16 protein-coding genes are annotated in these 23341 nt (G+C 68.3%); 12 read left to right on the forward strand and 4 right to left on the reverse strand.

From position 1 onward, the window contains the following. Nucleotides 1-47: 47 nt before the first annotated feature. On the reverse strand, nucleotides 48-683 hold the full coding sequence (locus AC5P60_RS09140) for a tetratricopeptide repeat protein (protein ID WP_005407536.1): 636 nt from the start codon (nucleotides 681-683) through the stop codon (nucleotides 48-50). A 171-nt stretch (nucleotides 684-854) separates the two neighbouring features. On the opposite strand from AC5P60_RS09140, the gene AC5P60_RS09145 reads away from it, so the two are divergent. Next, nucleotides 855-4541: an indolepyruvate ferredoxin oxidoreductase family protein gene (locus AC5P60_RS09145; RefSeq protein WP_483693579.1), complete on the forward strand. Its 3687-nt coding sequence runs from the start codon at nucleotides 855-857 to the stop codon at nucleotides 4539-4541. A gap of 73 nt (nucleotides 4542-4614) precedes the next feature. Here AC5P60_RS09145 and AC5P60_RS09150 read toward each other — a convergent pair whose 3' ends face one another. Beyond that, complete coding sequence (locus AC5P60_RS09150) at nucleotides 4615-5229, reverse strand: DUF938 domain-containing protein (protein WP_231522465.1); 615 nt, start codon at nucleotides 5227-5229, stop codon at nucleotides 4615-4617. A gap of 695 nt (nucleotides 5230-5924) precedes the next feature. On the opposite strand from AC5P60_RS09150, the gene AC5P60_RS09155 reads away from it, so the two are divergent. Genes AC5P60_RS09155 through AC5P60_RS09195 form a run of 9 tightly spaced genes read left to right on the forward strand, consistent with a single transcriptional unit; the run spans nucleotide 5925 to nucleotide 18273 of the window. Next, nucleotides 5925-7556 (forward strand): TldD/PmbA family protein, encoded by a 1632-nt coding sequence (locus tag AC5P60_RS09155; protein WP_231522466.1) that lies wholly within the window; start codon nucleotides 5925-5927, stop codon nucleotides 7554-7556. 30 nt (nucleotides 7557-7586) lie between these two features. Further along, nucleotides 7587-9221: a TldD/PmbA family protein gene (locus AC5P60_RS09160; RefSeq protein WP_033834597.1), complete on the forward strand. Its 1635-nt coding sequence runs from the start codon at nucleotides 7587-7589 to the stop codon at nucleotides 9219-9221. Nucleotides 9222-9242: 21 nt separating this feature from the next. Further along, nucleotides 9243-10577, forward strand: coding sequence for a TldD/PmbA family protein (locus AC5P60_RS09165; protein ID WP_005407529.1), 1335 nt, complete (start codon nucleotides 9243-9245; stop codon nucleotides 10575-10577). Next, a complete protein-coding gene (locus AC5P60_RS09170) occupies nucleotides 10577-11284 on the forward strand; it encodes a DUF4159 domain-containing protein (protein ID WP_033834596.1) in 708 nt (235 codons plus the stop codon). Before AC5P60_RS09165 ends, AC5P60_RS09170 begins: the two co-directional genes overlap by 1 nt. Nucleotides 11285-11300: 16 nt before the next feature. Further along, nucleotides 11301-12284 (forward strand): AAA family ATPase, encoded by a 984-nt coding sequence (locus tag AC5P60_RS09175; RefSeq protein ID WP_033834595.1) that lies wholly within the window; start codon nucleotides 11301-11303, stop codon nucleotides 12282-12284. 7 nt (nucleotides 12285-12291) lie between these two features. Continuing rightward, entirely contained in the window at nucleotides 12292-13188 is an 897-nt protein-coding gene (locus tag AC5P60_RS09180) for a DUF58 domain-containing protein (RefSeq protein ID WP_483693578.1), read from the forward strand. Next, nucleotides 13185-14306 (forward strand): BatA domain-containing protein, encoded by a 1122-nt coding sequence (locus AC5P60_RS09185; RefSeq protein WP_483693577.1) that lies wholly within the window; start codon nucleotides 13185-13187, stop codon nucleotides 14304-14306. Before AC5P60_RS09180 ends, AC5P60_RS09185 begins: the two co-directional genes overlap by 4 nt. Then, complete coding sequence (locus tag AC5P60_RS09190; protein WP_483693576.1) at nucleotides 14303-16468, forward strand: hypothetical protein; 2166 nt, start codon at nucleotides 14303-14305, stop codon at nucleotides 16466-16468. Before AC5P60_RS09185 ends, AC5P60_RS09190 begins: the two co-directional genes overlap by 4 nt. Then, on the forward strand, nucleotides 16465-18273 hold the full coding sequence (locus tag AC5P60_RS09195) for a hypothetical protein (RefSeq protein ID WP_049455026.1): 1809 nt from the start codon (nucleotides 16465-16467) through the stop codon (nucleotides 18271-18273). Before AC5P60_RS09190 ends, AC5P60_RS09195 begins: the two co-directional genes overlap by 4 nt. A 59-nt stretch (nucleotides 18274-18332) precedes the next feature. Here the strand turns inward: AC5P60_RS09195 and AC5P60_RS09200 are convergent, their stop codons facing one another. Continuing rightward, entirely contained in the window at nucleotides 18333-19007 is a 675-nt protein-coding gene (locus AC5P60_RS09200) for a hypothetical protein (RefSeq protein WP_033834590.1), read from the reverse strand. A gap of 40 nt (nucleotides 19008-19047) precedes the next feature. Then, nucleotides 19048-19566 (reverse strand): hypothetical protein, encoded by a 519-nt coding sequence (locus AC5P60_RS09205; protein WP_049402868.1) that lies wholly within the window; start codon nucleotides 19564-19566, stop codon nucleotides 19048-19050. A gap of 211 nt (nucleotides 19567-19777) precedes the next feature. On the opposite strand from AC5P60_RS09205, the gene AC5P60_RS09210 reads away from it, so the two are divergent. Beyond that, complete coding sequence (locus tag AC5P60_RS09210; RefSeq protein WP_495201728.1) at nucleotides 19778-22267, forward strand: DEAD/DEAH box helicase; 2490 nt, start codon at nucleotides 19778-19780, stop codon at nucleotides 22265-22267. Beyond that, a complete protein-coding gene (locus AC5P60_RS09215) occupies nucleotides 22264-23286 on the forward strand; it encodes a ribonuclease H-like domain-containing protein (RefSeq protein WP_049460837.1) in 1023 nt (340 codons plus the stop codon). Before AC5P60_RS09210 ends, AC5P60_RS09215 begins: the two co-directional genes overlap by 4 nt. Nucleotides 23287-23341: the final 55 nt, after the last annotated feature.

The raw sequence follows: 23341 nt of genomic DNA on the forward strand, positions 1-23341 counted from the left end.
CGGGGTGGATTCGCGGGGGACGCCGTGAACCCGGCCGAACCCCTCCCTCAGGGCCACGCAGGCGGGGCCGCCGCCCAGGCCTGCTGCACTTCGGCCAACGACGCGCGCTCATCCTCGCGCCACTGCGGCAGCAGCTGCGCGTAATTGGCACTGGTGCTCCATTGCGACGGCTCGGTACGCACTGCTGCGGCATACCACTGCACGGCCTCCTGCTTCTGCCCCATCCGCCATAGGGCCAGCGCGTACGTGGGTGGCACCCAGCTGGGCTTGCTGCGCGCATTGCCGGCCGACGACAACCATTGCTCCAGCGCCGCCTCCGGCTTGCCCTGGCGCAGCAGGTCCCAGCCATAGTTCCAACGCACGCTACGGCCCGCGCTGCTCTGTGCGGGCGCCTCCTTCAGGGCCTCGCCATACAGCTGGTCGGCCAGCTCGGCACGGCCCTGGGTGCTGGCCACCGAAGCCAGCTGCACGGTGGCTTCCACCGCGCGCCGGCCGCGCTCGCGCAACCTCACCAGCTGGGTGACCAGCTCATCGCCTTCGCCCTGCATCGCCACCATCGGTGCCGCCGCCAGGTCGCTGTCGAAGTAGAACTCCTGTGGTGCCGGCATGGCCGGCGCGGCCCACGCCGTGGCCGCTCCCGAGGCCAGCAGCACGCTGGCCAGGATCTTTCCTGGAACTGACATCCCTTCTCCCCAGGCTGCACAACCGCAGCCTCCCTCTCTCGCCCCGATCCTAACCCCAGCAGCGGCGCGGGCGCGAGTGCCGGGCCCACCACGGCCCCGCTGCTACAATTCGCGCCTTTCCCGCCGCGTGCCCGCACGCGGCCGGTGCCAGCCGATCCTACCGGGCCAGCCATGACCAGTACCGCGCAACTCACTTCGCCCTCCTCCGCCGACCTGCTCGACCGTGATTACACGCTCGACCACAAGTACACCCGCAACGAGGGGCGGATCTACCTGAGTGGCGTGCAGGCGCTGGTGCGGCTGCCGCTGATGCAGCGCCTGCGCGATGCCGCCGAAGGCATCGACAGCGCCGGCTTCGTCAGTGGCTACCGTGGCAGCCCGCTGGGTGGCTTCGACCTGGAACTTTGGCGCGCGCGCAAGCATCTGGAAGCGGCCAAGGTGAAGTTCACCCCCGGCCTGAACGAGGACCTGGGCGCCACCATGGTATGGGGCACCCAGCAGACCAACCTGTTCCCCGGCGCCAACGTGCAGGGCGTGTTCGGCATGTGGTACGGCAAGGGACCGGGCGTGGACCGCTGCGGCGACGTGTTCAAGCATGCCAATGCGGCCGGCACCTCGCGCTATGGTGGCGTGCTGGCACTGGCCGCCGATGACCATGCCTGCCGCAGTTCGACCCTGCCGCATGGCAGCGAGGACGAGTTCGTCAGCGCGATGATGCCGGTGCTGAACCCGGCCGGCGTGCAGGACATCCTCGACATGGGCCTGCTGGGCTGGGCGATGAGCCGCTATACCGGCCGCTGGGTCGGCTTCAAGACGATCGCCGAGACGGTGGAATCGTCGGCGTCGGTGCAGGTCGATCCGATGGCGCGCCGCATCGTGCTGCCGGAAGACTTCGAGATGCCGTCGGGTGGCCTCAACATCCGCTGGCCGGACCCGCCGCTGGACCAGGAAATGCGCCTGCACCGCTATGCGGTGAAGGCCGCGCAGGCCTTTGCCCGCGCCAACGGCATCGACAAGGTGGTGATGGATGCGCCGCGCGCGCGGCTGGGCATCGTCACCACCGGCAAGAGCTACCTGGACGTGCTGCAGGCGCTGGAGTACCTGGGCCTGGACGAAGCCGCGTGCGCCGACATCGGCATCCGCGTGTACAAGGTCGGCATGACCTGGCCGCTGGAACCGCAGGGCATCGCGCGCTTCGCGCAGGGGCTGGAAGACATCATCGTGGTGGAGGAGAAGCGTGCCTTCATCGAGCGCCAGATGAAGGAACAGTTCTTCAACTGGCCGGCCAGCTGGGGCCAGCGCCCGTCCATCGTCGGCAAGTACGACGAGAGTGGCGAATGGATCCTGCCGTCCACCGGCGAACTGACCCCGGCCACCATCGCCGGCGTGATCGGCCGCCGCATCCAGAAGTTCTTCAACAACGAATCCATTGAACAACGCCTGCAGTGGATGCAGCAGAAGGAAGCCGAGCTTGCGTTGCCGCGCGCCAGCTTCCCGCGCGTGCCGCACTACTGCTCCGGTTGCCCACACAACACCTCCACCCAGGTGCCGGAAGGCTCGCGGGCACTGGCCGGCATCGGTTGCCATTACATGGTGACCTGGATGGACCGCAGCACCGACACCTTCACCCACATGGGCGGCGAAGGCGTGACCTGGGCCGGGCAGGCGCCGTTCACCGATACCCCGCACGTGTTCCAGAACCTGGGCGACGGCACCTATTTCCACAGCGGCTCGCTGGCGATCCGCCAGGCGGTCGCGGCCGGCGTCAACATCACCTACAAGATCCTCTACAACGACGCGGTGGCGATGACCGGCGGCCAGCCGGTGGACGGCCCGCTGAGCGTGCCCGACATCGCACGGCAGATGCGCGCCGAAGGCATCCACACCATCGTGGTGCTGTCGGACAACATCGGCAAGTGGACCGGCCAGCGCGAGCACTTCCCCAGCGACGTGGAGTTCCACGACCGCAGCGAACTGGAGGAGGTGCAGAAGCGCCTGCGCGAAGTGAAGGGTGTTTCGATCCTGATCTACGAACAGACCTGCGCCACCGAGAAGCGTCGCCGCCGCAAGCGCGGCAAGCTGGAAGATCCGCAGAAGCGGGTGCTGATCAATTCGCTGGTCTGCGAAGGTTGCGGCGACTGCGGCAAGAAGAGTTTCTGCGTGTCGGTGCTGCCGAAGGAAACCGAGTTCGGGCGCAAGCGCGAGATCGACCAGTCCAACTGCAACAAGGACTATTCGTGCGTGAACGGCTTCTGCCCGAGCTTCGTCACCGTACACGGTGGCCAGCCGCGCAAGGGCAGCAAGCGCGATGCCTCCACGCTGCTGGACAATCTGCCGGCACCAACCATCCGCGGCACGCTGGAACAACCCTGGAACATCCTGATCACCGGCGTCGGCGGTACCGGCGTGGTGACCATCGGTGCACTGCTGGGCATGGCCGGCCACCTGGAAGGCAAGGGCGCGACCGTGCTCGACCAGACCGGCCTGGCGCAGAAGGGTGGCGCGGTGACCACGCACATCCGCATCGCACGCCGCCCGGATGACATCCACGCCGTGCGCATCGCCGCCGGTGAAGCCGACCTGGTGCTGGGCTGCGACATGGTGGTGGTCAACGACTACTGGGCGCTTTCGAAGGTGCGCGCCGGCCGTTCGCAGGTGGTGCTGAACACCTACGAAGCGATGCCGGGCACGTTCACCACCCGTCCGGACATGCAGTTCCCCGCCGCCGACATCATCGCCGGTGTGCGCGTAGCCCTGGGCGGCCAGGAGCCGCTGCTGCTCGATGCCACCCAGCTGGCCACCGCGCTGCTGGGCGATGCCATCGCCGCCAACCTGTTCATCCTCGGCTACGCCTGGCAGCAGGGCCTGGTGCCGCTGTCGTTCGAGTCGCTGATGCGCGCCATCGAACTCAATGGCGCCGCCGTGGCGATGAACCAGCAGACCTTTGCCTGGGGCCGCCTGGCGGTGGTCGACCCGCAGGCCGTGCAGCAGGCCGCCGGCCTGGTGCGCAACCGCCACACCGATACCGAGTCCACCCCCGGCCCGTTGCACCCGCTGCCGCCGGGCGAGTGGGAAGGCAATGAATGGGGTGCGACCGCGGCACCGCGCAACACCGGCGACGAACGCGAGCTGCGTGGCCTGCCCTCGCACGGTGGCGACGTGGCATTCCTGCCGCTGGACGACGCACGCCTGTCGCGTTCGCTGGACGAAATGATCGAGCGTCGCGCCGCCTTCCTGGTCGATTACCAGGATGCTGCCTATGCCAACCGCTACCGCAGCCTGGTCGAGCGCGTGCGCGCCGCCGAAGCCGAGCGCATCGGCGGTTCCACTGCGTTGACCGAGACGGTAGCCCGCTACCTGTTCAAGCTGATGGCCTACAAGGACGAGTACGAAGTGGCCCGCCTGTACACCAGCGGTGACTTCCAGCGCCGCCTGCAGCAGCAGTTCGAGGGCGATTACCAGCTGCGCTTCCACCTGGCGCCGCCGCTGTTCGCGAAGAAGGACGAGCAGGGCCGGTTGCTGAAGAAGGAATACGGCCCGTGGATGTTCAAGGCGTTCGGCCTGCTGGCGAAACTGAAGTTCCTGCGTGGCGGCCGACTCGACGTGTTCGGCCGCACCGAGGAACGTCGCATGGAGCGCAAGCTGATCGGTGACTACGAGGCGACCGTGCAGGTGCTGCTGGATGGCCTGGATGACGACCGCCTGGCGCTGGCGGTGGAGATTGCCAGCATCCCCGAACACATCCGCGGCTTCGGCCACGTCAAGGAAGCCCACTTCGCGCAGGCCAAGGCGCGGGAAGCCACGCTGCTGGCGCAGTGGCGGAATCCGAAGGCACTGCACATCGTGCAGGTGGCCTGATGGTCGTGCCGGCTGCTGGCCGGCATCCCTCCTGGCAATCGGTTGCCGGCCAGCGGCCGGTACTACCGGCGGTTCAGCCCAGCCGCCACAGCAGCAGGCGGTTGTTGGCCGGCATCGCCACATCCCCCAGTCGGGTGAATCCGTGGTCGGCGGCCAGCGCCTGCACCGCTTCGCTATCGCGGATGCCGCTGCGCGGATCACGTGCCTTCAGCCAGGCATCGAACTGCGCGTTGCTGTCGCTGGTGTAGCGGCCGCCGTAGTTGAGCGGGCCATACACCGCCAGCAGCGCACCATGACGCAGCGCCGGTGGCAGCGCGACGAACAGTGCCTGCACGTGTTCCCAGCTCATGATGTGCAGCGTGTTGGCGCTGAATGCGGCGTCGAACGTGCTGCCCTGTGGCAGGCTGAGCCCAGGCGCCGGTGGCAGTTCCACCTGCAACGCCAGCGGCGGCAACAGGTTCAGCAGCGCGGTCTCCGCACGCCAGGCCTCGATGCCGGGCAGATGGTCCGGATGATCACTGGGCTGCCAGCGCAGCCACGGCCAGCGCTCGGCGAAGAAGGCCGCATGCTGGCCGGTGCCACTGCCGATCTCCAGCACCCGACGGCGGTCGCCCATCCACGGGTCGAGTGCGGTGGCGATGGGTTCGCGGTTGCGCTCGCAGGCTTCTGAATACGGCTTGCTCGACATCAGGACGGGGTCCAGGCGGGGTCGGCTCCATTGTGCACGAGGGGGTGTTGCTCGGCAGGGCTGCGCCCTGCACCCGCAGAAGCCGGAACAACGGCAACAGCCAAAGCAACAGCAACAGCGGGCTTCCTGTGGGATGGCGGGGTGGGTCCGGTTGCGGGGGACGCCGTAAACCCGTCCGTGGGGGCTTGGCCGCGGCATCCATGCCGCGGTCACCCCCGCAACCGGACCCACCCCTCCTTCGACAGTTTTCTGCGATCTGTTGGAACGGCTCCTGGGTTCAGATCCGTTTTCCGCAGGAAAACGGATCTGACCCCGGATACATTTCGATATCTGACAGACGTGTCGACCAAGGTCGACACCTACCAACAGCCGAGTGAACCTGTCGAAGGTGGGGCGGTGTCGGATTGCGGGGTGTCAGCCGCATGGATGCGGCTGCCAAGCCTACACGGACGTACTTGCGGCGTCCCCGCAATCCGACATCGCCCCGCCATCCCACGGAATGCCGCTCTGGCTCTGGCTCTGGCTCTGGCTCTGGCCGTTGCATTGAGCAGGTGCAGGGCTGCAAGCCCTGCCGAAACCCTCCCAACCATGACTGCAGTCACTTGTCCCCACGCCCCGCGCTGGCGAAAGTCGAGGAGTTGACGTGATCGGTCCGGCCCATTGCCAACCGCACGCAAGCGAGAGAGAGAAACGCTGTGCAACGACGTGAGTTCCTGGCTTTTTCCGGTCTGGGCCTGGCGGGCCTGCTGCTGCCGCATTCCCGTGCCATCGCCGCCGAGCAGCTGCTTGCCCCGGTCGATACCGCCCAGCGCAGGCGCCTGGCGGACGTGGCGCTGGCCGCCGCACGCACCGCCAAGGCCAGCTACTGCGATGTCCGCATCGGCCGCTATCTCAACCAGTCGGTCATCACCCGCGAACACCAGGTCGGCAATGTGACCAACCGCGAGTCGTCCGGCGTGGGCGTGCGCGTGATCGTCAACGGCGCCTGGGGCTTCGCCGCGACCCATCAGCAGACCGAGGCCGCCGTACGCGCTGCGGTCGAGCAGGCTGCGGCGATCGCCCGTGCCAACGCCAGCATCCAGACCCGGCCGGTGCAGCTGGCGCCGACACCCTCGGTCGGTGAGGTGCGCTGGCAGACGCCCGTCCGCAGGAACGCAATGGCGGTGCCGATCCAGGACAAGGTCGAACTGCTTCTGGCGCTCAACGCCGCCGCGCTGAATGCGGGTGCCGACTACATCAATTCCACCCTGTTCCTGGTCAACGAACAGAAGTACTTCGCCTCCAGCGACGGCTCGTTCATCGACCAGGACATCCACCGCATCTGGCTGCCGTTCACCGCCACCGCCATCGACAAGGCCAGCGGCAGGTTCCGTACCCGCGCTGGCCTGTCCTCGCCGATGGGCATGGGCTACGAGTTCCTCGATGGCGATGCGAGTGGCAAGGTGCAGCTGCCCGGCGGCATCACCGCCTACCGCGATTCCTACGACCCGGTCGAGGACGCCATCGCGGCCGCCCGCCACGCCCGCGAGAAGCTGAAGGCGCCGTCGGTAAAGCCCGGCAAGTACGACCTGGTGCTGGACCCGTCCAACCTGTTCCTGACCATCCACGAGAACGTCGGCCACCCGCTGGAGCTGGACCGCGTGCTCGGCTACGAAGCCAACTACGCCGGCACCAGCTTCGCCACCCTGGACAAGCGCGATGCGGGTTTCCGCTGGGGCAGCGACATCGTCACCTTCTTCGCCGACAAGACCCAGCCGGGTAGCCTCGGCGCCGTCGGCTACGACGATGAAGGGGTGAAGACGCAGCGTTGGGACCTGGTGCGCGACGGCATCCTGGTTGACTACCAGGCCACCCGCGACGAGGCCCATATCCTCGGCCGCGATGCATCGCATGGCTGCAGCTATGCCGATTCCTGGTCCAGCGTGCAGTTCCAGCGCATGGCCAATGTCTCCCTGGCGCCGGGCAAGCAGCCGCTCAGCGTCGAGGACATGATCAAGGACGTGGAGAACGGCATCTGGATCCACGGCCGCGGTTCGTATTCGATCGACCAGCAGCGCTACAACGCGCAGTTCGGCGGCCAGCTGTACTACCAGATCAAGGACGGAAAGATCGCCGGCATGGTCGAGGATGCGGCCTACCAGATCCGAACGCCGGAGTTCTGGAATGCCTGCACCGCCATCTGCGATGAACGCGACTTCCGCCTGGGCGGTTCGTTCTTCGACGGCAAGGGCCAGCCCGGCCAGGTCTCGGCGGTCTCGCACGGTTCGTCCACCACCCGCTTCAACGGCATCAACATCATCAACACCGCGCGCAGTCTCGGCGCTTGAGCCACCCATCCTTCGACATGGAGAGCAGCCTTGCAAAGACGTGACTTCCTGGCCCTGACCGGGCTTACCGCGGGCGGGCTGATCGTGCCCTCCTTCTTCGGCAAGGTGATCGCCGCCGAACAGCTGCAGAGCTCGCTGGACCTGGGGCTGAAGAAGCGCCTGGCCGATGCGGCGCTGGCCGCCGCCCGCCAGGCCGGCGCCACCTACTGCGACGTGCGCATCGGCCGCTACCTGCGGCAGTTCGTGATCACCCGCGAGGACAAGGTGCAGAACGTGGTGAACACCGAGTCCACCGGCGTGGGCATCCGCGTGATCGTCAACGGTGCCTGGGGCTTTGCCGCCACCAATGCGCTGGGTACGGCCGATGTGGCCAAGGCCGCGCAGCAGGCGGCGGCGATCGCCAAGGCCAATGCCGGCGTGCAGACCGCGCCGGTGCAGCTGGCCAAGGCGCCGGGCGTCGGTGAGGTGAGCTGGCGCACGCCGATCCGCAAGAATGCGATGGACGTGCCGATCAAGGACAAGGTCGGCCTGCTGCTGGACGTCAACGCCGCCGCAATGGGCGCCGGTGCCAGCTTCGTCAACTCGATGCTGTTCCTGGTCAACGAGCAGAAGTACTTCGCCTCCACCGACGGCTCCTACATCGACCAGGACGTGCACCGTATCTGGGCGCCGATGACGGTCACCGCCATCGACAAGTCCAGCGGCAAGTTCCGCACCCGTTCGGGCCTGTCCTCGCCGATGGGCCTGGGCTACGAGTACCTGGATGGCGCCGCCGCGGGCAAGGTGGTCGGCCCCAATGGCGTGGTCAACTACAGTTCTTCCTACGACATGAAGGAAGACGCCATCGCCGCTGCCAGGCAGGCGCAGGAAAAGCTGAAGGCACCGTCGGTGAAGCCGGGCAAGTACGACCTGGTGCTCGACCCGTCGCACACCTGGCTGACCATCCACGAGTCGATCGGCCATCCGCTGGAGCTGGACCGCGTGCTTGGCTACGAGGCCAACTACGCCGGCACCAGCTTCGCCACCCTGGACAAGCGCGAACAGCATTTCCAGTACGGCAGCGAACTGGTCAACATCTTCGCCGACAAGACCCAGCCGGGCAGCCTCGGCGCAGTGGCGTACGACGATGAAGGCGTGAAGTGCAAGCGCTGGGACCTGATCAGCAACGGCAAGCTGGTGGACTACCAGACCATCCGCGACCAGGCCCACATCCTCGGCAAGACCGAGTCCGACGGCTGCTGCTATGCCGACTCGTGGTCCAGCGTGCAGTTCCAGCGCATGGCCAACGTGTCGATGGCACCGGGCAAGAAGCCATTGAGCGTGCCGGACCTGATCAAGGACGTGGAGAACGGCATCTACATCATCGGTGATGGTTCGTTCTCGATCGACCAGCAGCGCTACAACGCGCAGTTCGGCGGCCAGCTGTTCTACGAGATCAAGAACGGCCAGATCACCCGCATGCTGGAAGACGTGGCCTACCAGATCCGCACGCCGGAGTTCTGGAACGCCTGCACCGCCGTGGCCGACGAGCGTGACTACCGCCTGGGCGGTTCGTTCTTCGACGGCAAGGGCCAGCCGGGCCAGGTCTCGGCGGTCTCGCACGGTTCGTCCACCGCGCGCTTCAACGGCATCAACGTCATCAACACCGCACGCAGCCTCGGCTGATCGGTCAGGAGCCCTTACACCATGAGTATCTTCACCGAAGCCCAGGCCAAGGCCATCCTCGACAAGGTCATCGCCCTGTCCAAGGCCGACGAATGCACCGCCGTGCTGGCCGGCGCGATCGACGGCAACATCCGTTTCGCACTGAACAATGTCTCCACCAGCGGCATCGTCGACAACACCGAACTGGCGGTCACCGTTGCCTTCGGCAAGCGCGTCGGCACGGCCTCGATCAACGAGTTCGACGATGCCGCGCTGGAACGCGTGGTGCGCCGTGCCGAAGACCTGGCCCGCCTGGCCCCGGAAAACCCGGAGTTCATGCCGGCCATCGGCAAGCAGACCTACCGCGCCAGCCCCACCTTCAGCGAATCCACTGCCGCGATCGATCCGGCGTTCCGTGCCAAGGTTGCCGCAGATTCAATCGCGCCCTGCCGTGGCCATGGCCTGATCGCCGCCGGCTTCCTCGAAGACGGCCAGGGCTTCCAGGCCACTGCCAACAGCAACGGCAACTTCGCCTACCAGCGCACCACCAACTTCAATTACACCTGCACCGTGCGCACCGAGGATGGCCGTGGTTCGGGCTGGGTCGGCCGCAACCTGAAGGATGCGGCTGACTTCAAGGCGGACCAGGACATCCGCATCGCCATGCGCAAGGCCACCGAATCGGCCGAAGCCAAAGCGCTGGAACCGGGCAAGTACACGGTGATCCTGGAGCCGGCTGCGGCGGCCGGCCTGATCAGCTTCATGATGAACTTCTTCAGCGCACGCTCGGCCGATGAAGGCCGCAGCTTCCTGTCCAAGAAGGGCGGCGGCAACAAGCTGGGCGAGCAGGTCTACGACCCGCGCGTGACCATGATCGCCGACCCATGGCACCCGGACGCACCGGTGCTGCCGTGGGACAACGAGGGCCTGCCCCGCGAGCGCATGGCCATCATCGAGAACGGCAGGATCGCCAACCTGGACTACTCGCGCTTCTGGGCGCAGAAGCAGGGCAAGACCGCCAAGGCGTCGCCGGGCAACTTGCTGATGAGCGGTGGCGACAAGAGCACCGCCGAACTGGTTCGCGGCACCCAGAAGGGCATCCTGGTCACCCGCACCTGGTACATCCGCATGGTCGATCCGCAGACCGTGCTGCTGACCGGCCTGACCCGCGACGGCACCTTCTACATCGAGAACGGCCAGATCAAGCATCCGGTGAAGAACTTCCGCTTCAACGAATCGCCGGTGATCATGCTCAACAACATCGAAGAGCTGGGCAAGCCGGTGCGCGTGGCCGGTGATGAATCCAGCTACGTGATGATGATCCCGCCGATGAAGCTGCGCGATTTCACCTTCACTTCGCTGTCCGACGCGGTCTGATGGATCGCCGGGCCTGCCTGCGCTGGTTGGCCGCTGCCGCTTCGGCGGCGGCGCTGCCAACCTGGGCACAGGCAGGCCCGCGCAGTTCGCGCTACGACTTCTGGTTCACCCGCCTTCAGTACGACTCCGGTGACTGGGACGTGGACGCGCGCATGCCGTCCAACCTGATCACCTCGCTGATCGACTACACCTCGCTGCGCGTGGACCCGCAGGAACACGTGGTGGCGCTGGCCGACCCACGCATGCTGGAAGCGCCGTTCTGCTACCTGGCCGGGCACACGCTGGTGGAGTTCAACGCCGCCGAGCGGCAGAACTTTGTGCGCTACGTGCGCAATGGCGGCTTCGTCTTCGTCGACGACTGCAACCACGATATCGACGGCCTGTTCGCTACCTCGTTCGAGGCGCAGATGGGTCGCCTGTTCGGGCCCAGGGCATTGCAGAAGCTGCCCAACAGCCACCCGCTGTACCGCAGTTTCTTCCGCTTCCCGGATGGCCCGCCTGCCACCAGCTTCGAACTCAACGGCTGGGGCGACGACCTGGTGCACGACTACCTGAAGGGCATCGAGGTCGACGGCCGCCTGGGCCTGCTGTACAGCAACAAGGACTACGGCTGCGAGTGGGACTACGACTGGCGCAACAAGCGCTTCCTGGCCGAAGACAACACCCGCTTCGGCGTCAACATCGTGATGTACGCGTTGAACAACTGACAGGACCTGCACGCCCATGACCTCCCCCGACCTCGATTCCCTGCTGCCGCGCCTGGATGAGCTGCGCGCCGCGCTCGCACGCGCCGTGGTGGGCCAGAACGCCGTGGTCGAGCAGCTGCTGATCGGCCTGCTGGCCGGCGGTCACTGCCTGCTGGAAGGCGCACCCGGGCTCGGCAAGACCCTGCTGGTGCGCTCGCTCGGCCAGGCACTGGAGCTGCAGTTCCGGCGCGTGCAGTTCACCCCCGACCTGATGCCCAGCGACATCCTCGGCACCGAGCTGCTGGAGGAAGACCACGGCACCGGCCATCGCCACTTCCGCTTCCAGCAGGGCCCGATCTTCACCCACCTGCTGCTGGCTGACGAACTCAACCGCACCCCACCCAAGACCCAGGCCGCACTGCTGGAAGCGATGCAGGAACGCACGGTCAGCTACGCTGGTACCACCTACGCGCTGCCCGCGCCGTTCTTCGTGCTGGCCACGCAGAACCCGATCGAGCAGGCCGGAACCTACCCGCTGCCGGAAGCGCAGCTGGACCGCTTCCTGCTGCACGTGCTGGTGGATTACCCCAGCGAAGACGAGGAGCGGCAGATCCTGGAACAGACCACCGGCGGTGCCACCGACGCGGTGCCGAAGGTGATGGATGCCGACGCGGTGATCGCGCTGCAGGCCGCGGTGCGCCAGGTGCATGTCAGCCCGGATGTGCTCGCCTGGATCACCCGCCTGGTGCGCGCCAGCCGGCCCGGCGACGGTGCTCCGGCGGCGATCAACCAATGGGTGAAGTGGGGTGCGGGCCCGCGTGCCGGCCAGTCGCTGGTGCTGGCAGCGAAGGCACGCGCACTGCTGCAGGGCCGTTTCGCCGCCACCCGCGAGGACGTGCAGGCGCTGGCCGCGCCGGTGATGCGCCATCGCCTGCTGCTGTCGTTCGCCGCCGAGGCCGAGCAGAAGCGTGCCGACGACGTGGTCGCCGCGCTGCTGCAGGCCGTGCCCTTCCCGGGTTGAGCCACGCGTGAACGCAGGTACGCCGTTGACCCTGCCGCCGGAACTGCGTGCGCGCTTGCGCATGTTGCGGCTGCGGCCGCGCCTGGCCAGCGGTGCAAGCGGCATCGGCCAGCACGCCAGCCGCAGCCGCGGTGCCGGCCTCGAATTCGCCCAGTACCGTGCCTATGAGCCTGGTGACGAACTCCGCCAGATCGACTGGAAGCTGTATGCACGCTCGGACCGCTTCTTCGTGCGCGAGTCCGAACGCGAAAGCCCGATCACGGTCTGGCTGCTGCTCGATGCCACCGCCTCGGCCGGCCAGGCTGATCGCGCGGTACCGCAGCGCACGCGCCTGGAACACATGCGTGGCGTGGCCGCGTGCCTGGTTGAACTGGCCCTGCAACAGGGTGATCGCTTCGGCCTGCTGGCGATCAATGGCGCTGGCCTGCAACTGGTGCCCGCGGCGAACGGCGCACGCCAGCGTGATCGCGTGCATCTGCAACTGCATGCCCTGCAGGCGCGCGGCGCCTGGCCTGCGGCCGATCGCCTTCGGCCGCTGTGGGAGCGCGTGCGCCCGGGCGACCTGCTGCTGGCAATCGGCGACGGCTTCGACGACGCCGGCATCGTGCTGCTGGAACAACTGGCCAGCGCGTGCCGCGAAGTGGCACTGCTGCAGATCCTCACCGCCGACGAGCGCGACTTCCCATTCGACGCCGGCCACCGCTTCCGCGACCCGGAGACCGGCGAGGAACTGCTGGGCGATGGTGCGGCGATCCGCGCTGACTACCTGCAGCGCTTCGTCGACGCACGCAGCGCATTGCATGCGCGCCTGCAGGCCAACGGGATTGCCAGTGCCACCGGCTGGCTCGACCAGCCGCTGGACCAGGCGCTGCAGGCGTTGTTTGGCCGTGGGGGCGATGCATGACCCTGCTGTTCCCGCTCGGCCTGGCCGCGCTCGCTGCAGGGTTGCTGCCGCTGCTGATCCACCTGGCCCGCCGCCATCCCTACACGCCACTGGATTTCGCCGCGCTGCGCTGGCTGCGCGCGCAGATGCGGCCGCGCCAGCGCATCCGCTTCGATGACTGGCCGTTGCTGCTGGTGCGCCTGCTGTTGCTGGCCGCGCTGGCCCTGCTGCTGGCACGACCTGCGTTGACTGGCCCGACGGCGCCTCCCGCTGCATGGACCGTGGTAGCGCCGGGACTGGATGCTACGGCCCTGCGTGGAACGGCCGAGGATGGCAACTGGCACTGGCTGGCACCCGGCTTCCCCGGCATCGATCAGGCGCCATCTGCATCAACCGCCCCCCTGCCCAGCCTGTTGCGCGAACTGGACGCGCAGCTGCCCGTTGGCACCGCATTGACCGTGCACGTTCCCGATCCCCTGCCCAGCCTGGATGGCGCCCGCCTGCAGCTGTCGCGCGACGTGCAATGGCACACGCAGCCGATACCGGTCACTGCGCAACCGAGTGCCGCGACGTCGCCGCGCCTGCGCGTGCACAGCGATGCTTCGGCCACTGCCCAGCGCTGGTTGAACGCACTGCAGCGCGCGTGGGGCGTGCAGGCACCGCTTGCTCCGCTGCCGGCAGATGCCCTGCCGGAGCGCGGCGAGATCGGCGTGTGGAGCCGCAGCGATGCACTGCCGGCGAACTGGCAGGCGTGGCTGCGCGGCGGCGGTCGTGTCATGACTGCCGGCAAGCCTGCTGCCAGCGCGAGCATCCTGCTGCGCGATGCCGAGGGCGCACCGCTGCTGTGGCAGCAACGCATCGGCCACGGCTATCTGCTGGCGCTGCCGGGTGGCTGGAATGCCGCCAGCAACCCTGCGCTGCGCGATCCGCGCCTGCCACGTGCCCTGCTGCTGGCGCTGCAGCCGCCTACGGCCCCGCGCCTGGGCGATGCACGTGACCAGGCACCGCAGCGGGCCGCATTGCCTGCTGCAACACCACCGCTGCGTGAGCCCACGCCTTGGCTGTTGCTGGCCGTCGTGCTGCTGTTCGCGCTGGAACGCTGGATGGCCAGCAGCACCCGGCGCAGGGTGGCCGCATGAACACCCTGCAGCACGCCTGGCAACGCGCACGCCGCCGCCGTGCGCTCATCACCCTGCTGTTGGGCCTGCCATGGGCATTGGCCGCCGCGGTGCTGGCCCTGCGTCTTGCAGGCTTCGATATCGCCTGCGTCGTCGGCACGGTCAGCCTGCTCACCTGCGCGGTCTTCGTCACTGCGCGTGCCCGCCAGCTGGACCGGCAGTGGCTGCAGCGCCAGCTCGATGGCAGCGGTGCCAGCGAGGACAGTGCCGATCTGCTGTTCGCCGATGCCGCCACGCTCAATCCGCTGCAGCAGCGCCAGCGCACGCATGTGCTGGCCATGCTGGAATGCGCGATGCCGGAGCTGCGTCCACGCTGGCCGCGTGGGGCATTGGCGCTGTGCTGGATCGCAGGCCTGGCCATTGTTGTGCTGGCATTCGGCTGGCCACGTTCCAGCCCCGGCTCCGTGCCTGTCCGCACGCCGGCGCCTGGCAGCGCTGCTGCTGCGGGCCCGCTGCGCCTGCAGTCCACCCGCCTGCGCATCGACGCGCCAGCCTATACCGGCCAGGCCACGCTCACCCAGAATGCGCTGGATGCGAAGGTTGCCGCCGACAGCCGGCTGTCCTGGTCCCTGCGCTTCGACCGCGCCCCGGACAGGGCATGGCTGCAGTTCCACGATGGTCGCCGGTTGCCACTGAGCGAGCGCGAAGGACAATGGCAGGCGCAGGATGTGGCGCGTATGCCGCTGCTGTACCGCGTGGTGAGCGAACCGGCACTGGCAGAGACCCGCCTGCATCGGCTGGATGTGGTGGCCGACCGTGCACCCAGCGTGCGCGTACTGGAGCCCACGGCCAGCCTGGTGCTGGGCACGCCGGGGCAACGGCAGTGGGCACTGCGCTTCGAGGCCAGCGACGATTACGGTGTCGCGGCGCAGGCAACGCTGTCGATCACCACTACCCAGGGCAGCGGTGAGAACATCACCTTCGTGAAGCGCAGCGTCACGCTTGCCGGCAGCGGCGAAGCCACCGCGCGGCGTTTCGCCCACACCCTTGATCTGGCTGCGCTGGGCGCGCAGCCTGGCAACGATGTGATCGCCCAGCTGGAGGTACGCGACAATCATGCACCCACGCCGCAGACCGGGCGCAGCAGCAGCGTGATCCTGCGCCTGCCCAGCGCCGAAGTCGCGCTCGGTGCAGAGCTCGAGGGCCGCATCAAGAAGACTCTGCCTGCGTACTTCCGCAGCCAGCGGCAGATCATCATCGATGTCGAAGCGCTGATCCGGCAGCGACGCAGCCTGGCCGCCGAGGACTTCGTGAAGCGCAGCGATGCGATCGGTGTCGACCAGCGCATCCTGCGCCTGCGCTACGGCCAGTTCCTGGGCGAGGAAAGCGAAGGTGCGGCGAAGCCGCCGCCGACCAGCGACCTGCCCACCAGCGACGCGCCGACCGCAGACGGCCACAACGACGATCACGGACACGACCATGGCGCGCAGGCCGGCGCGCAAGACGACCATGGCCACGATCATGGCAGTACAGCCAACGCAGATATCCCGCCGGTGTTCGGCAGCGAGACCGACGTGCTTTCCGAATACGGGCACACCCATGACCACGCCGAGGCGACCACCCTGCTCGATCCGCAGACCCGCGCCACGTTGAAGGCCGCGCTGGACCAGATGTGGTCGGCCGAAGGCGAGCTGCGCCAGGGCCGCCCGGAGCAGGCGCTGCCATTTGCCTACAAGGCGCTGGGCTTCATCAAGCAGGTGCAGCAGGCCGAGCGCATCTACCTGGCCCGGGTCGGGCCGGAGCTGCCACCCATTGATGAAAGCCGCCGGCTGGGCGGTGATCGCGCCGGACTGGCCAGTCGTGAACTGCCGTTGGCCGCGCGAACCCCGCCGGACCCGGCCATCGTTGAAGCCTGGCAACGCCTCGGTGATGACAACGGCGCACCGGATCTCGATGCGCTGGCGGCCTGGCAGCAGCGCAACGCCGCCTACCTGCCCGATGCACTCGATCTGGCTGCGGCCATCGAGCAGCTGCGCATCGAGCCCGACTGCGGCGACTGTCGCCAGCGCCTGCGCGCACAGTTGTGGCGGGCGCTGCAGCGTCCGCTGCCACAGGCGATGCGGCGCAGTGCCGCCGATGTGATGGGCCAGCGCTACCTCGACGCGCTGGAGGCGCAGCCATGAACGCCTCCGCTGTGAACCTGTGGATTGCACCGGTACTCGCTCTGATCGTGGTCATCGCCAGCGTGCGCCAGCTGCGTGCGGACACTGCGCACCCCGGCCGCCGGTGGGTCGTGATCGCACTGCAGATCGTCGTCGCCACGCTGCTGTATTTCTGCCTGGCGCCCCCCACCCGCCAGCAGCCCGCAGGCGGGCTGGTCGTGCTTGGCGTCGATGCGGGCAAGGCCGGCGTACTCCCGGCCAGCGAAGGCCCGCTGTTGCTGTTGCCGGAAGCTGCCGATGTGCCCGGCGCACAGCGCGTACCCGACCTGGCCACCGCGCTGCGCCAGCATCCGGCCGCCACGCTGACGCTGGTCGGTGCGGGCCTGGTCGCACGTGACCGCGACGCGGTGCTGCCGCCGGATGTGCGTTGGCAGGCTGCACCGGAGCCGCGCGGCTGGATCGCGCTGCAGCCGCCGGCCGATGTCGCACCCGGTGCCCGCTTCGACGTGCAGGCACAGGCGCGTGGCGCGGCCAAGGCGAAGGCCGAACTGCTCGACCCGGCCGACAGCGTGGTCGATCGCACGGAGGTTGCCGACGACGGCCGCGTGCAGCTGAGTGGTGTCGCCCGCGCCGAAGGCCGCAGCGTGTTCCAGCTGCGCCTGCTCGATGCCGACGGCCATGTGGTGGACAGCGTACCGGTGCCGCAGCAGACCCTGCCGTCGGCACCGCTGCGCCTGCTGGTGCGCGCCGGCGCGCCAGGTCCAGAGCTGAAGTACCTGCGGCGCTGGGCAGCCGATGCAGGCATCCGTGTGCAGGTGCAGGCGGATACCGGGGCCGGACTCAGCATCGGCGATGGCGCGGTGTCGATCGATGCAGCATCGCTCACGCGCAGCGATCTGTTGCTGCTGGACGAGCGCAGCCTGGCGGCATTGAGTGCGGGCCAGCTGGCCGCCGTGCGCCAGGCGCTGCGCGATGGACTGGGCGTGCTGGTGCGCAGTGCGGGCGCACCTTCGGCCAGCGCGCGGCAACGCCTTCGCGATCTGGGCCTGCCAGTGCAGGGTGATGGCAGCAGCCACCCCCTCGAACTTCCCGGCGATGGCGAAAGCGCGATCCTCGCCGCACGCCGTGGCCCGCTCGCCGCTGGCACATTGCCGACCGGCTACGGCGAAGAGGCCGACCGCAGCTCGCACAGTGCCGCGCTGCCTTCGCTGGAAGCACTGGCGTTGCAGGCGCCGGGCAGCAACGCGCTGCTGCACGATCGGGGCGGCCAGGCCGTCGGCGGCTGGCGCGCGGTCGGCAAGGGCCGCATCGGCCAGCTGCCGCTGACCGACAGCTGGCGCTGGGTGCTGGCAGGCCGCGATGACCGCCACGGCGAACTGTGGAGCGACGTGGTTGCGACGCTGGCACGCGCGCAGGGCAGCGGTGATGCGCTGTGGTCACCACAGCCCATCAGCTGGGCAGGCGAACGGCAGGCGCTGTGCGGCGTGCAGGCGCCGCTGCAGGCCTTCAACCCGCGTGGCGACAGCGTGCCGCTGATCGCCGATGGTGCAACGTCGGCGCTGCGCTGCGCCGGCTGGTGGCCCCGTGAGGCAGGCTGGCAGCGCCTGCAGCATGGCGACGGCGTTGTCTGGCGCTATGTGTTCGACCCGAAGGACGCACCCGCACTGCATCGACAGGCGATGATCGATGCGACCACGCAGGCGTTGGCCTCCAGCACGTCGGCGAACGCGTCGGTGATGCAGCCCGTGCCGGGCTCACGCTGGCCGTGGTGGCTGGCGTTCGTGTTGTGCGCATCGCTGCTGTGGTGGCTGGAACGGCGGCGCTGACCCGGGGTCGGATCCCTTTCGCCCGCGAAAGGGCTCTGACCCCCTCCGTCAGGCGTTCTTCAACGCGAGCCCGCGCGCCGGTACACGCCGTTGAAGCGCACGTTCATGCCACCGCATTCGCTGTTGTCGGCCACGATCAGCACCTCGCCCAGCGAATGCACGCGTACCTTGCAGGTATCCTCGACGAACTCGACGTCGGCACCGCGCGGCGCGGCGCGCGCTTCCACCTGGCCCATGTTCGGTCCGTAGGGACGCTGCTCCGGCGTGGGGTTGGCGGAGGGCCAGTAGGCGTCCCCCTCCACATGCAGTTGCCCACCCTGCACGGTGATGCGCAGGCCGTTGTCGCCGTCCTTCCAGTTACCCGCCCAGTCCTGCAGCGACGGCACGGCCACCGGCAATGGCTGCAGTTTGCTGCGGTCCACCCAGCCGGCACTGCCACCCACCCTGTTCGGGAAGAACGCGCAGCGATAAGCGCCCAGGTCGCGCCCGGTCACCACCGTATCGCCGTTGACCACATAGCTGCGCTGTCGGCAGGCCGGCTCGCCCTTGGCCGGGCAGCCGTCCATGTCGCCAAGCAGGTACAGGCGCGGTGCATCGACCACCCGCGCCAGTGCAAACCGGCTCTGTTCGGACGGGAACGCGCCATTGCGGCAGGCGCCGTCATCGGCGATGCCGGAAGCGAAGGCGGAGGCCGGCAGCAACGCGGCCATCAGGCAGATCGAACGCAGGAACATGGCAGCACTATTGGTGGGGAAGCCGGCAGGATATACCGGCCTACTTCACCGGCGACGCATCACCCGCACCTTGCTCCTGGGAGAACCGCAGCGCACGCTGCTGCTGTTCGGCACTCAGCTCCGGCGGTGGCCGCGCCACCGCGGCCTGGATCTGCGAAGGCCCGCCGGTGAGTTTGTTGATCCCCTTGGCCGCCGCCATCACACCCTTGACCACGCCCATCATGATGTAGCCGCCACCCATGCTCACCTGCTCCGGCGATGGCGGTTCGCTCCAGTCACGGCTGAAGCGGTTGTCGCCGAACTTCACCGGGTTCTTGAAGCGGTAAAGATCCAGCGGCTCCTCTTCCGGCTTGAGCGCACGCACTTCGCCGAGGGTGGTGACGTTGTCCTGCGGCAGAGCGGTGGAGATCGGTGCGGTGGTTGCCGCCGAAGCATCCACCGGGGGAACGGGCGCAGGATCGGGCACCGCCACCGGCGTGGCCTGCTGCGCCTGCGCGATGCCGGCCAGCAGCATGCCGGCCAGGAGGGCTCCCTGCGTTCCACGTCGTGCCACAGCCATCCACCTGTTGGTTGCGTCCAGCGCCCAAGGATACGGATGCCGGCTTCAGATTTCGTTGCTGCACTGGCAGCTGTTCAGCCAGGGGAGATGCGGCGACGCCACGGGACGCGGGCACTGAACGGTTCACGCCCTCCGTGTACGGTGTCTCACATCCTGAGACGTGAGTGTGGTGCCATGTGACCCCTCGCAATCCGTCCCGGCTCCATCTTCCATGGCCTACGAACTCGCCAAGCGCACCGCCGATGCCGAGCAGAAGCTCGCCACGCGCGACGGCCTGCCCGCCCGCGACGGCGCCCTGCTCAGCGCGCGCCTGCAGCGCCGCTACCAGGACCGCATCACCGGCAGCTTTGCCATTCCCGGCCGCGAAGGCCGCTATGCGCCCATTCCCGATTCAGTTCCGCCTGCCCTGGCCGCCGCCCTGAAGGCGCGTGGCATCGAACAGCTCTACAGCCACCAGGCCGAAGCCTGGGAGGCCAGCCAGCGCGGCGAGCACGTGGCCATCGTCACCCCCACCGCCAGCGGCAAGTCGCTGTGCTACACCCTGCCGGTGGTCAGCGCGGCAATGCAGGACAAGGCCAAGGCGCTGTACCTGTTCCCGACCAAGGCACTGGCCCAGGACCAGGTGGCCGAGCTGCTGGAACTCAACCGCGCCGGCGATCTGGGCGTAAAGGCCTTCACCTTCGATGGCGACACGCCCGGCGATGCACGACAGGCCATCCGCCTGCATGGCGACATCGTGGTGTCCAACCCGGACATGCTGCACCAGGCCATCCTGCCGCATCACACCAAGTGGGCGCAGTTCTTCGAGAACCTGCGCTACATCGTCATCGACGAAGTGCATACCTATCGCGGCGTGTTCGGCAGCCACGTCACCAACGTGCTGCGCCGGCTCAAGCGCATCTGCGCGTTCTACGGCGTGCAACCGCAGTTCATCCTGTGCTCGGCCACCATCGGCAACCCACAGGCGCATGCCGAGGCGCTGATCGAGGCCCCGGTGACTGCCATCACTGAATCCGGTGCGCCCAGCGGGCCGAAACAGGTGCTGCTGTGGAACCCGCCGGTGATCAATCCGGACCTGGGCCTGCGCGCCTCGGCGCGCTCACAGAGCAACCGCATCGCGCGCATCGCGATCAAGTCCGGGCTGAAGACCCTGGTGTTCGCGCAGACACGTTTGATGGTGGAAGTGCTGACCAAGTACCTGAAGGACATCTTCGACCACGACCCGCGCAAACCGCCGCGCATCCGCGCCTACCGCGGTGGCTACCTGCCCACCGAGCGGCGCGAGACCGAGCGCGCGATGCGTGCCGGCAACACCGACGGCATCGTCAGCACGTCGGCGCTGGAACTGGGCGTGGATATCGGCAGTCTGGACGTGGTCATCCTCAACGGCTACCCCGGCAGCGTGGCGGCCACCTGGCAGCGCTTCGGCCGCGCCGGCCGCCGCCAGCAACCCGCACTGGGAGTGATGGTGGCCAGCTCGCAGCCGCTGGACCAGTATGTGGTTCGCCACCCGGACTTCTTCGCCGAGGCCTCGCCCGAGCACGCGCGCATCGCGCCGGACCAGCCGCTGATCCTGTTCGACCATATCCGCTGCGCGGCCTTCGAGCTGCCGTTCCGGGTCGGCGATGGCTTCGGCCCGATCGATCCGGAGGTATTCCTGGAAGCGCTGGCAGAGACAGAAGTGATCCACCGCGAAGGCGAGCGCTGGGAATGGATCGCCGACAGCTATCCGGCCAACGCGGTCAGCCTGCGTGCGGTGGCCGACGGCAACTTCGTGGTGGTCGACCGCAGCGATGGCCGCCAGCAGATCATCGCCGAGGTCGATTACTCCGCCGCCGCGCTCACCCTGTACGAGGGCGCCATCCACATGGTGCAGTCCACCCCGTACCAGGTGGAGACGCTGGACTGGGAGGGGCGCAAGGCCTACGTCACCCGCACCCACGTGGACTACTACACCGACAGCATCGACTTCACCAAGCTCAAGGTGCTGGACCGTTTCGATGGCGGCGTGGCCGGCCGGGGCGATTCGCATCATGGCGAAGTGCACGTGGTGCGCCGCGTGGCCGGCTACAAGAAGATCCGCTATTACACCCACGAGAACATCGGCTACGGGCCGGTGAACCTGCCCGACCAGGAACTGCACACCACTGCGGTGTGGTGGCAGCTGCCGCAGGCGTTGCTGCTGCGCGCGTTCGCCAGCAAGCAGGATGCGCTGGATGGCTTTCTCGGCGCCGCGTATGCACTGCACATCGTCGCCACCGTGGCGGTGATGGCCGATGCGCGCGACCTGCAGAAGTCGGTGGGCAACGGCGATGGTTCCTGGTTCGCGATCGCCGACCAGAGCGGCCGCGGCCAGCTGCGCGGCAGCGAGGGCGATCCCGGTGGGGTGGAGCTGCTGCAGGAGTTCGTGCCGACCGTGTACCTGTACGACAACTTCCCCGGCGGCGTCGGCCTCAGCGAACCGCTGTGGCAGCGCCAGGCCGAACTGGTGCAGCGCGCGCGCGAACTGGTGCAGCGCTGCGACTGCAGGGCCGGCTGCCCGGCCTGCGTGGGCCCGGTGCTGGCCGCGCAGGAAGACGATGAGACTTCGCCGCGCGCGCTGGCGCTGCGTGTGCTCGACCTGTTCGATGCCGACGCCTGCCAGCACGTGCCCGACGTGGTGGTGACCACGCGCGACCCGATGGAGCTGCTGGCACCGTGAGCCTGAGCCTGGACAAGCTGCGCCTGCTGCGCCGGCAGGCCGGCGACCCGAAGGCGAGCACACCGGCCGCGCCGGACGTGCCCCCTGCGCCACCGGCACCCGTGGCCGCGAACGATGCGCGGCAACCACCGGCCGAACGTTCGGTGTTCGCCTGGGTCGAACAGGAGATCCGCCACAAGCCGACCGGCGCTGCGGTCTCCACACCGGCACCCGCACCGCTGCGTCGGCCGGAAGTGGGCGGTCTGCATCGCCTGCTCGGCCTGCGTTCGCGCGGTGGAGCCGCGCCGGCGCGCGCCAGTGCACAGGATCGTCAGCTGCCCGGCGAGGAGATCGCGCCGGGCCTGTTCCTGATCGAATCGCTGCAGCCGCAACCAATCCCGACTGCGCCGCTGTCGTTGGCCTTCGCCAAGCGCGAGGACCAGCACGTAGCTGCGCGCGACCTGCTGTTCTTTGATACCGAAACCACCGGCTTGGCCGGTGGCACCGGCACGCGTGCCTTCATGATCGGCGCGGCCGACTGGCACGTGTGCCCGCAGCGTGGCGAAGGCCTGCGCATCCGCCAGCTGCTGATGTCCACCATGGCTGCGGAAGAAGCGATGCTGGCCACCTTCGCCAGCTGGCTGCAGCCCTCCACCGTGTTCTGCAGCTACAACGGCCGCAGCTACGATGCGCCGCTGCTGAAGGCGCGCTACCGGCTGGCGCGCCAACGCGATCCGATCACCGCGCTGGACCATGTGGACCTGCTCTACCCCACCCGTCGCCGCTATCGCGGCACCTGGGAGAACTGCAGGCTGTCCACCATCGAGCGCCAGCTGCTGCGCGTAGTGCGCGAGGACGACCTGCCCGGCTCGGAAGCGCCCGGCGCATGGCTGCGCTTCCTGCGCGGCGGCGACGCGGTGAACCTGCGCCGGGTGGCCGACCACAACCATCAGGATGTGGTGACGCTGGCCCTGCTGCTGCAACGATTGGTGCACGAGGAGCAGCGCGAGCGCGAGACGCTGGCGCTGGTCGGGCAATAGGCCTTGACGCGGCCTGACGGTGGCAGCGGCGACACTGCCGCCACCATCCACGCCT

It is taken from the genome of Stenotrophomonas sp. YJH_SMC_120 (assembly GCF_059368675.1).

What these genes read in the sequence shown, in the direction of transcription:
- AC5P60_RS09210 (WP_495201728.1), top strand. Translation starts at nt 19,778, where the DNA reads ATGGCCTACGAACTCGCCAAGCGCACCGCCGATGCCGAGCAGAAGCTC.
- AC5P60_RS09195 (WP_049455026.1), top strand. Translation starts at nt 16,465, where the DNA reads ATGAACGCCTCCGCTGTGAACCTGTGGATTGCACCGGTACTCGCTCTG.
- AC5P60_RS09150 (WP_231522465.1), bottom strand. Translation starts at nt 5,229, where the DNA reads ATGTCGAGCAAGCCGTATTCAGAAGCCTGCGAGCGCAACCGCGAACCC.
- AC5P60_RS09185 (WP_483693577.1), top strand. Translation starts at nt 13,185, where the DNA reads ATGACCCTGCTGTTCCCGCTCGGCCTGGCCGCGCTCGCTGCAGGGTTG.
- AC5P60_RS09200 (WP_033834590.1), bottom strand. Translation starts at nt 19,007, where the DNA reads ATGTTCCTGCGTTCGATCTGCCTGATGGCCGCGTTGCTGCCGGCCTCC.
- AC5P60_RS09170 (WP_033834596.1), top strand. Translation starts at nt 10,577, where the DNA reads ATGGATCGCCGGGCCTGCCTGCGCTGGTTGGCCGCTGCCGCTTCGGCG.
- AC5P60_RS09165 (WP_005407529.1), top strand. Translation starts at nt 9,243, where the DNA reads ATGAGTATCTTCACCGAAGCCCAGGCCAAGGCCATCCTCGACAAGGTC.
- AC5P60_RS09190 (WP_483693576.1), top strand. Translation starts at nt 14,303, where the DNA reads ATGAACACCCTGCAGCACGCCTGGCAACGCGCACGCCGCCGCCGTGCG.
- AC5P60_RS09145 (WP_483693579.1), top strand. Translation starts at nt 855, where the DNA reads ATGACCAGTACCGCGCAACTCACTTCGCCCTCCTCCGCCGACCTGCTC.
- AC5P60_RS09175 (WP_033834595.1), top strand. Translation starts at nt 11,301, where the DNA reads ATGACCTCCCCCGACCTCGATTCCCTGCTGCCGCGCCTGGATGAGCTG.
- AC5P60_RS09140 (WP_005407536.1), bottom strand. Translation starts at nt 683, where the DNA reads ATGTCAGTTCCAGGAAAGATCCTGGCCAGCGTGCTGCTGGCCTCGGGA.
- AC5P60_RS09205 (WP_049402868.1), bottom strand. Translation starts at nt 19,566, where the DNA reads ATGGCTGTGGCACGACGTGGAACGCAGGGAGCCCTCCTGGCCGGCATG.